Source organism: Sphaerospermopsis aphanizomenoides BCCUSP55 (assembly GCF_001586785.1).
In the GTDB taxonomy this organism is placed as follows: domain Bacteria; phylum Cyanobacteriota; class Cyanobacteriia; order Cyanobacteriales; family Nostocaceae; genus Sphaerospermopsis_A; species Sphaerospermopsis_A aphanizomenoides_A.
In genome coordinates, this window is the sequence record NZ_LUFH02000151.1 from 1 (window position 1) to 10,102 (window position 10,102).

6 protein-coding genes and 1 pseudogene are annotated in these 10,102 nt (G+C 40.3%); 1 reads left to right on the forward strand and 6 read right to left on the reverse strand.

Features of this window, described 5'->3' with window-relative positions; translation table 11 throughout:
- Positions 1–72 precede the first annotated feature (72 nt).
- Positions 73–510, forward strand: coding sequence for an efflux MFS transporter permease (locus A0J48_RS24770; RefSeq protein ID WP_234301144.1), 438 nt, complete (start codon positions 73–75; stop codon positions 508–510).
- Between the two features lie 18 nt (positions 511–528).
- Here A0J48_RS24770 and A0J48_RS24775 read toward each other — a convergent pair.
- The 6 genes and pseudogenes from A0J48_RS24775 to A0J48_RS24800 form a co-directional block, all read right to left on the reverse strand.
- Positions 529–738 (reverse strand): annotated as a pseudogene (locus tag A0J48_RS24775) (transposase); the annotation flags it as partial.
- Between the two features lie 123 nt (positions 739–861).
- The gene (locus A0J48_RS24780) at positions 862–5,847 is read right to left on the reverse strand and encodes a PAS domain-containing protein (protein WP_200327246.1); all 4,986 of its coding nucleotides are present in this window, start codon (positions 5,845–5,847) and stop codon (positions 862–864) included.
- 99 nt (positions 5,848–5,946) lie between these two features.
- Positions 5,947–6,477, reverse strand: a complete 531-nt coding sequence (locus tag A0J48_RS24785) for a response regulator (protein ID WP_200327247.1) — start codon at positions 6,475–6,477, stop codon at positions 5,947–5,949.
- Positions 6,474–8,744: an ATP-binding protein gene (locus A0J48_RS24790; protein WP_200327248.1), complete on the reverse strand. Its 2,271-nt coding sequence runs from the start codon at positions 8,742–8,744 to the stop codon at positions 6,474–6,476. The genes A0J48_RS24785 and A0J48_RS24790 overlap by 4 nt, the downstream gene beginning before the upstream one ends.
- Before the next feature lie 154 nt (positions 8,745–8,898).
- On the reverse strand, positions 8,899–9,285 hold the full coding sequence (locus A0J48_RS24795; protein WP_200327249.1) for a response regulator: 387 nt from the start codon (positions 9,283–9,285) through the stop codon (positions 8,899–8,901).
- A 221-nt stretch (positions 9,286–9,506) separates the two neighbouring features.
- Positions 9,507–9,881, reverse strand: a complete 375-nt coding sequence (locus A0J48_RS24800; RefSeq protein WP_200327250.1) for a response regulator — start codon at positions 9,879–9,881, stop codon at positions 9,507–9,509.
- Positions 9,882–10,102: the final 221 nt, after the last annotated feature.

Below are 10,102 nucleotides of genomic sequence, written 5' to 3' on the forward strand. Positions count from 1 at the left end.
TAAACGACGCTCAAGAGTCAGCCTATCGGCAGATAGGTAGATTTGAGTAGGTTTTATATAACGGCTACCACAGTGTTAATGTTTCTACCCCTGAGTTTAGCTAGTCTGGGTTCTCTTCCCAAACAAGATGTATCGGCGGGATCTGGTTTCTACAACCTAACTCGTCAGCTAGGTGGAAGTATCGGCATTGCTGTTTTGACGACATTACTTAATCAACGGGAGTCTTTTCATCGAGCTATTTTATTGGCAAAACTCACACCTTACGACCCTGAAACGAGTCAAAGACTAAATGAATTAACAGGACTGTTTCTAAATCGAGGTTCTGATGCCACAACTGCCCAACAACAGGCGATCGCTTCCCTTGCACAATTGGTTAATACCCAAGCTGCAATTCTCTCTTATGCAGACATCTTTCGTTTCGTTGGGATTGTTTTTCTTTCCTCATTGCCTTTATTGATTTTTCTGGGCAAGGGAGGAGCTAGAAACAATGCCGTCAGTTTGAGTTACTGATGAAAGATTTTGTGCTTCATCGACGGTTTTAAGAGCTTGATGATGTGTAGCGAAAACTTGGTTAAGTGTTTCAGCTAAGTTCTGTAATAAGTGAAAACGGTCTGCAACATGAATGGCTTCAGGCGCTCCTTGACGAATCCCACTTTCATAAACTTTTGACCTGTCTCGTGAGACGACTTTGACACCAGGGTGAGCTTTCAACCATTGTGCTAGAGTTTCTGCCTTCTGCCCTCTGCCCTCTGCCTTCCCCCAACCAGGATCACCAAAATCTGACAAGACCCCTAATTCGGGCTGGCTGAAATGCACCTATCCCAATGGATGCTGATGAAGTGAGATGCTCCCACTATCCTTTTATGCTAAAATCTGTTGGATGATAGTTGCCAATTGCTTGAGTTTTACAGGTTTGGAAAGATAGTCATTTGCTCCTGCTTGTAAGCATTTTTCTTGATCTCCAGGCATAGCTAATGCTGTCAGAGCGATGATAGGAATATGTGTCAAATTTGCATCTAATCTAATTTGCTTGATTGCCTCTAAACCATCCACTTCCGGCATTTGAATATCCATCAAAATCAAGTCAGGAACTTCTGCTTTAGTCAGAGAAATTGCTTCCTGACCGTTGCGTGCCAAGATAAGACGGTATCCTATGGACTCTAAGTAACCAGAAATGGTGAAAATATTAGCTTCGTGATCTTCTGCCAGCAAAATTAGCGGTGAATTCTCTACTATGCTGATAGGAGTGGAATTTTGCGGCGATGATTCTACATTTACTACATTGGCCGCAGATGCAGAGATATTGGCACAAGGTAAATCAACAGTAAAACAACTACCTACACCAATTTCACTGGTAACACCAACCTTACCACCATGCATTTCCACAAACCGCTTCACAAGAGCAAGCCCCAAACCAGTCCCTTCATATTTACGATTTAAGGAACTATCTATTTGGATGAAAGGTTGAAACAGTTTATTGAGATTTTCTGAAGGAATGCCGATACCAGTATCAATTACCGCAATGCGAATAAAATCTGGCCAGGATGTTATCTCTGCTGTCAATTCTGGTGGTGTGTGGGTAACTTCTAAAGTAATCCGACCGCCTTCTGGTGTAAATTTGACAGCATTATTCAGCAGGTTAATCAAAACTTGGCGGATGCGTCTTTCATCTATTAATAGGTTTGGCAGATTAGGTTCAATTTTCAAGTCTAACTGAATCCGTTTTTGGAAGGCTTGCTGTTTAATAAAGCTCAAACTAGACTGGCAAAGGGGACTGATGCCTATCAGAGCATAGTCACATTTCATTTGACCAGCTTCTATTTTGGATAAATCCAAGATGTCGTTAATTAATTCCAACAAATGTTTTCCACTACGCTCAATAGTTTGCACACCTCGTTTTTGTTTCTCATTTATTACCCCAAATGCCTCATCTTGTAATGCTTCAGATATACCCAAAATTGCATTGAGGGGAGTACGTAGTTCATGACTCATATTGGACAGAAATTCATCTTTCAGACGGGTAGCACGGGCAAGTTCTTCATTAGAAATCGCTAATCTTTCATTAGTTTGGCGTAGTTGTGATTCCACATTTTTGGTTTCGGTAATGTCCCGATGAGTGCCTGTCATCCGCAAGGGATTTCCTTGTGCGTCTCGAACTACAGCTTTACCATAGTTCGCAATCCACTTATATGAACCTGCTTTAGTTTGAAATCTATAGTTGAGTCTGTAATCACAAGAAGCATCTTGCAGATGGGCATTGAGCTTTTGTTGCACATAAGGCTGATCTTCTGGGTGAATTAATTTTTCCCATGTACTGACATGACTAGGTAACTCCCCAACTTCAAAGCCTAGCATTTCTACCCATTGAGGGCTGAGATAGAGTTCATTAGTGATGATATTCCAGTCCCATAATCCATCTCCAGAAGCTTCTAGTGCCAATATGAGACGTTCTTCACTTTCTCGCAAAGCTAATTGGGCTAGTTCACGTTCTTGAAGTGCGGCTTGCTTTTCGGTGATATCGGCAATATAACCAATAATTTCTACAGGTTTTCCGGCTTGATCTCGCACCAGGTGAAACTTATCTTCTATCCAAAGATAATTACCATTTTTATGCAGAAAGCGATATTGGTGGAGGTGATATTCCAAGTCATCAAGATGGGATAGTTGTGCCACAACTAGCGATAAGTCTTCTGGGTGAATGTGACTCAACCAAAAATTTGGTTGTGCTAACCATTCTTCTGTTGTATAACCAAGAATTTTCTCAACATTGCTACTGAGAAAGGTGGCATCAAAGTTATCAGATGCTTGGCAAGTGTAAATAACGGCTGGACTGGCTGAGAGGACAAATTCTAAACGTTCTTTGAGTTGTTGATTTTCTATTTCTTCTTGTCGGCGTTCAGTAATATCAAAGTTAATACCGATCATCCGTTGAGGTTGGCCTTGGGAATTGCGCTGAATGATTCCATAGCCTTTAATTATGTGAATTGAGCCATTAGGCCAAATAATTCTAAATTCTATATCGAGTTCTTGATTGAGTTCAATAGCTTGTTGAAAATTTGCGTAGAAAGTAACTCTATCATCAGGATGAATAAGTTGTACAAATTTTTCATAAGCTTCCTCTGTTGAGTCAAAATTCTGAGGAGAAACTCCAAAAATCTCATACATTCGGTCATCCCAAACTAGGGAGTTGCTGATAAAGTCATAATCCCAGATACCTAATTGAGCAGATTTAATTGCTAGTTGTAATCGATCTGAGAGGTTTTGCAGTTGTTTTTCTGCTTGTTTATTAACTGTGATATCACGGGAAGTAGCGATCAGACGCAGTGGTTTTCCTTCTGAGTCAGGTACAACAGCAACCAAGACATCCCACCATTTTGGTGTTCCCTTGGCAGTTGGGCAAAATCCTTGGAAACGACCGACATTTCCGCTTTTTGCAGTTTCGACGGATTGAATAGCTGCTGACTGATATGGTTCTGGCCAAAATGTTACCCATTCCTGACCATACACTTGGTCAAAGTCATCAACTTCCATTAACACCATTCCTGGTTGGTTCATGGAAATGATTTTGCCATCTGTATCTAAAACTTTGAGACAGTCGGCGTTGTTTTCAAAGATGCTGCGGTTAAATTCTTCACTTTCACGCAGAGCAATTTCAGCGTTTTTTCGGGTGGTGATATCTGTAAGTGTGCCAATCTGGCCAATTATATTGCCATTGCTATCGGTTTCGGCTACGGCTTGACAGTAAAACCAGATAATACTGCCATCTGGTTTGACACTTCTGGCTTCATTTTGATAGGTTTCTCCTCTTGTGAAGGTTGTTTGTAATGCTTGTTGGTATTCTTGGTGAAGGCGCTCTCGGTCGTCTGGATGTAGGGTTTCTAGCCAACCTTGACCTAATGCTAATTCAGCTTTTCTACCCATCATTTTCGACCAGTAATCATTCACATAGACACAGTTACCATCTAAATCAAAACGGAAAATGGCTACTGGTGCGGCGGCAGCTAAATTTGCAAACCGTTGTTCGCTTTCTCGTAAGGCGGCGGTACGTCTCTCAACTCTATTTTCTAGTTCTTGGTTGAGTTGCTGTAATGCTCTTTCTGCTTGCTTGCGTTTGGTAATATCATTAGAACAGCCAATGAGACGAATAATGTTACCTTGCTCGTCTCGCATCACGGACAGCCGCAAGCTAATATATATCTCTTTTCCTGATTTTGTGCGATTGGGTAATTCAATTTCATGATTTCCATATTTTAATAGCGGTTGGAACACCAGTTCGCTTATTTTTGGTAATTCTTCTGAGATATAAAGTAAACCAATGTGTTGGCCGATCACTTCAGTGGCAGTATAGCCATATATTGTTTGGGCGGCATGATTCCAGGTTTGAATAATGCCGTTGATATCTGTAGAAATTACGGCATCATGAATTTCATTGAGAATCTGGGCTTGTATTTTTAGGGTTGTTTCAGCTTGTTTACGCTCTGTAATATCTCTGCCTTCCGGGATGAGTAATATCACTTTTCCAAATTTATCCTTGAGGGGACGAATGGAAAAGTCTATGGTAATGATCTGATTTTCAATACATAATATATCTACTTCATAGCGAATAAATTCCCCTTGGGCTGCACGGGCGATCGCTTGTTTTAATTGCTCTTGAGTAGCACTGGAAATTGTCCAACAGTAAACTTCCCAGAATGGTTTATTGATCACATCTTCTAGTTTTAAACCGCCAGAAATTAAGGATGTCTGGTTGGCTTCGAGTAAAATTCCTTCGGTGGTTAGCAGTGCTGTGAACTGAAAACTCTGATTGAATATAGCCCGGAATTTTCGCTCACTCGCTTCTAGTTCTTGAGTTCGTTCTTCTACTTTGGTTTCTAGAGAAGCATTCAACTTTTGGAGATTTTCATACAGTTCTGCTTGTTTGATAGCTACAGCAATTTGTACAGATAGTTGTTGGAGTAAATCTATTTCAGTTGGTTGCCATTCACGGGTGTTGTTGCACTGGTGAGCAATTAGTAATCCCCAAAGTTCTTGGCTAGAATTTTGCTGATCATTTAGTTCTTGATTCAGCAAAATTGGTACTACTAGATTAGCTTTAACTTCAAATTTTTCTAATAACTGAATATGGCAGTCTGTTAATCCTGCATGATAAATATCAGTAATAGCCAGAATTTTACCGTGACGATAGGCTATGCCTTTATTTTCTCGAAAGCAGGTATCTTCAATTTGACAGTTGAGAGTGGGTGTCCATTGAGGTAGTACGGACTCAGCTACAATTTCACCACTCATATCACGGTGAAACTGGTACACTATCACTCGGTCTGCTATCAGCAATTCCCGGACTTCTTGTACAGTTGTTTGGAGAATTTCATCTAAACGGAAGAACTGACGAATACGCAGAGAAATGGCAGCTAAAATTTGTTGTTGTTGCTGCTGCATCCGCAGTTGTTTGATTAATTGATTTTTTTCTAACGCGCTATGAATAGCTTGACAAAGTTTAGGAACGGTGAGTTTACCTTTGACTAAATAATCTTGAGCGCCATTTTTGAGGGATTGAACTGCGATCGCTTCATCTCCCTGTCCAGTTAAGATAATGATCGGAATTTGTACATTCGTGAATTGCAACCGCAATTTTTTGAGAAATTCCAGTCCATCCATATCTGGCAAACGGTAATCTAGTAATACTACATCTGGCTGTTGCTGCTGCCATAGTTCTAGACCTTGCTTTCCCTGCTTTGCCTCCAGGATGGTGTATGAATATTCACTATCACGCAGTAAATAGCGGCGGTAAAGTTCCCGATCTTCGGGCGAATCTTCAATAATCAGAACGGTAGATTGTTTTTGTCTCATAATACTCCAACTCAAGTTGCTAGTAATGGGTGATTATTGGTAATTGGTAATTGGTAAGAGGCAAGAGGCAAGAGGCAAAAGGCAAGAGAAATATCAATATTATCCCTGCTCCCCTGCTCTCCTGACTCCTGCCTCGTCTAAGCAATTAGGTAGGGTTGTGACTGCAAACCAATAATCTAGAATTGTTTGAATATCATGTTTTAATCTAGTGAAATCTATGGGTTTAACAATGTAGCTATTAGCTCCGTATTGGTAGCACTCATTGATGTCTTTTGGGTTATTAGAAGTGGTGAAGATGACAACAGGGATGGTTTTGAGATGACAGTCTTGTTTGATTTGGCGTAGTATCTGTCTGCCATCAGTTCCTGGTAAGTTAAGATCCAGGATAATGAGGCTAGGATAGGAACCAGACTCAAGACCAGCATATTGCCCAGTCCGGTAAAGAAATGCTAGTGCTTCGTTACCATTAACACACCGTTTGATGGGAACAATAATGGGCGATCGCTCAGAGGGTAGCACCAAAGGCAATCGGTTCACTAGCCGTTGCAGTGCTTCAAAATCTTCGTTGCTGTCTTCCACGACTAGCAGCAGTGGTGTTTGCTTGCATAAAGAAGGTGAACTGTCAATCATCTGTTTGCTGTCATCGAGAGGGTGAAGTAAAAGGTACTACCTTTATTAAGAACAGATTCTACCCAAATTCGACCTCCATGCCGTTCTACAATTTTCCGGGCAATGGTTAACCCGGCTCCAGTTCCACCGCCAAATTCGTCTCGTCCATGTAAACGGCGGAATATCTGAAAAATTTTGTCGAGATGTTGCTGCTCAATACCAATACCGTTATCGCGGATATAGAAGATGAAAGAGTTAACTGGTACGGATGAATGTTCTTGTTGTTCATGCTGTTTTATATAGCCAATTTCTAGCCATTTTTCGGGTTTGTTGTTGTATTTAATAGCATTAGTGAGCAGATTCGTAAACAATTCATTGATTTGAGCGCGATCACCCTGAATAACTGGCAAGGTTTGAGGAATGCGAAACTCAACGTTACTATCGGGACGGGCAATATTTAATGTGGCAATTACCTGCTGCACTAACTCATGCAAATTTATATTTTGATTCAGCAGATCAACGCGACCCAATTGGGAAAAATACAGGAGTGAATTAATCAAATCCTCCATGCGTTGAGTCAAACGCACCAGAGTTTGTAGTTTCTCTACTCCATCTTTATTCAAGACTTCTTCATAGTCCTCCATTAAGAAATTGGCGTAGTTGTTAATACCCCGCAATGGTTCTTTCAGGTCATGGGAGGCAATATAGGCAAAAGAATCAAGTTCTTCATTACTGCGTTGCAATTCAAAATTCATCAATGCCAATTCATCGGCTTGACGTAAAATAACACCGACAATTAAGCTACGTAATTCAACTATGGCTTCCAATTCGCAGCGTTTCCAGGGTAAAGCACAGCCTTGTACTGTTTCCTGCCATAATGCAAAGGATTTACGCGGCGATATTCGCACATCACCATCTGATACTACTTCTACAGGTTTGTTTGGGTTGCCCCCCCAATTCACGGTTTGAATCACCTCTTTGCGAAACCAGAGAATATAATTCTGGTGAACTTGAGAAATCTCTAAGGCTAATACCCCACTAGCGATATTTTTATATGACTCTGCGGCTGGGTAATCTTTCGACAGGGATTGTGTAGTAAATACGTTGTGATGCAGATGGGGTTTAATCCAATTCAATAAATCATGACATTCTGCTTCTAACGGGGTTTCACCAATGCGAATGTATCTCTTATCACTGCATATTACTGCTCCCGTAGCATTCACCAGATTCAGCAGCTGATCGCCTATTGTCTCGATTCCATCTAGGAATGTGTGGGCTTGAGATAAGGCTTCGACAAATTCAGCTTGTAGTGATTTTACCTGTATTTTGTAGTTACTATCCTCACTAGCTTCTTTATTGGCCAGTTCTATAGACATGACCTGGCCAATAAACTCGCAAGCTGTGCGGATGTTATAAGGAATATACTTGGGTGAAGTGTGGTGACAAGCAATCAATCCCCACAGCTTTTGCTCTTGGATCAAAGAGATAGACATGGAAGCAGTTACACCCATATTTTGTAAGTATTCGATATGCAGAGGAGAAACGCTCCGCAAGACCGATAAACTTAAATCCACAGGTTGGTTTGTCAGGGGATTATTACCAGGAATTAAAACTACAGGTTGATAATTCACATCTGGGATCAACCGCAACCAGTTAATTGTATATAGCTGTCGGGCTTGCTTGGGAATGTCAGAAGCCGGATAGCGTAAGCCAAAATAGGGGGGTTCTTGATCTGTATCTTCAGCAATGATGCTTCCTGCCCCGTCAGTATCAAATCGGTAAACCATGACGCGCTCAAAGCCTGTGATTTCTTTGATTTCTTTGACAACTGATTGACACATTGCTGACAGGCTGGATGCTTTCTGAATCTGGGTAATGATACCTCTCACCTGTTGGTAAAAGTCCACAAAGTCTGTTGTCTGCTCACATTGTTTTGGTTCTAACTCTAAAATAATTAGGTCATTGCAACCGTGGGCAGTTCCATTAAAATGTTTACATTCATCACTATGCTTGATAGTAATATTCAGGGGATTGACACTCTCAAAATCTCTGGTTAAGCATTGCTGAATCAACTCAATTTGCTTACTATCCAGTAAATCTAGTAGTGATGTTCCTAGTAATTGGTCAGGTGGTACATCTAGTATTTCTAATGTGTTGCTGCTCACCTGAATGATTTGGAAAGTGTCGGCTTGCAAAACCAGTAAAGCCCCGTGGGGCTGAATCAGCCCTGGAATGTGAATTGGTTCGCGATCGCAGTTTGTTAAATCAAATGTTTCATTAATAGCCATACTTTTTAAAAGTGTTACATCAAATCTAATAATATTTGCTTATATTTGTATAAGTATGTTTTTCTAGGGATGTGTAAAATGTTTACCTTTACTCAAGAAAGGTAAACTAAAAAAATAAAGAACTGATAAAGACAGGAATTTATTTATAAAATTTTTAACATTTGTCATCCCAACCAAGAATTTGAGCAATTTCTTGGGCAAGAGTGAGAGCTTTAAATGGCTTAGTGATGATGCCAGCAATTTTCATTTGGGCAAAACGGGTGAGATCGCTGGGTAAAACTTTCGCGGTTAACAGAATTATCGGTATTGATTGAGTGTGCGGATTAGCCTGTAACTCTTCGTATACTATTAGACCACTCATATCAGGCATAGACACATCAAGCAAAATCGCATCAACAAATTGTGCTTTAGCTATTTCTAAAGCATCTTTACTTGTATCAGCAGCTATGGTGTCCCATCCACCTAACTGCTGCAAACAAATCTGTACCAATTCGCGGATTCTTTCTTCGTCATCTATAATCAATAGTCGTTTATTTTTCATCAACAATTTGCGGCCGAAATCTGAATTGATGGGCGGAATTCGTCGTGATAGGACACCTTGTTAACAGACGTTTAACCGAAATGGTTAAATACCTTATAGTTAAATCCCCTGTAGTAGTAAGTACAAATAAGTATTTATTCTTAGCTACCGCTGTACAAAGTTAAGTCAAAAAAATAAAGAACTAATAAAGATAGAAATTTCTTTACAAATTTTTACAAAAATTACCATCCCAGGATTTTAGCAATTTCTTGGCAAATGGTCAGAGGTTGAAATGGCTTGCTAATAATGCCAGCAATGCCCGTTTTGACAAAACGGCTGCGCTCACTGGGTAAAACTTTCGCTGTAAGTATAATTACTGGTATTAATTGAGTAATTGAATTGGCCTGAAGTTGTTTATATACTGTCAAACCATCCATGTCAGGCATAGACAAATCGAGTAGAATCGCATCCACAGGTTCTTTCAGGGCAATTTTTAACCCTTCCTCTCCAGATGCAGCTGTCACGGTGTCCCATCCACCTAAATCTTCTAAACAAGCTTGTACTAATTCGCGGATTCTTTCTTCGTCATCTATAATTAATAATCGCTTATTGGTCATTGGTCATGGGAATAGGGAATAGGGAATAGGGAATAGGGAATAGGGAATAGGGAATAGGGAATAGGGAATAGGGAATAGGGAATAGGGAATAGGGAATAGGGAATAGGGAATAGGGAATAGGGAATAGGGAATATGTAAAAGGGAATAGAGAATCGTTAATCAGTAAAGATGAACAATGAAAGATTACAAAGAAACCATCATTGTTTGTATATCTGATATAA

Coding starts and splice junctions, on each gene's coding strand:
- A0J48_RS24800 (WP_200327250.1), bottom strand. CDS start 9,881: ATGACCAATAAGCGATTATTAATTATAGATGACGAAGAAAGAATCCGC.
- A0J48_RS24785 (WP_200327247.1), bottom strand. CDS start 6,477: ATGATTGACAGTTCACCTTCTTTATGCAAGCAAACACCACTGCTGCTA.
- A0J48_RS24780 (WP_200327246.1), bottom strand. CDS start 5,847: ATGAGACAAAAACAATCTACCGTTCTGATTATTGAAGATTCGCCCGAA.
- A0J48_RS24795 (WP_200327249.1), bottom strand. CDS start 9,285: ATGAAAAATAAACGACTATTGATTATAGATGACGAAGAAAGAATCCGC.
- A0J48_RS24790 (WP_200327248.1), bottom strand. CDS start 8,744: ATGGCTATTAATGAAACATTTGATTTAACAAACTGCGATCGCGAACCA.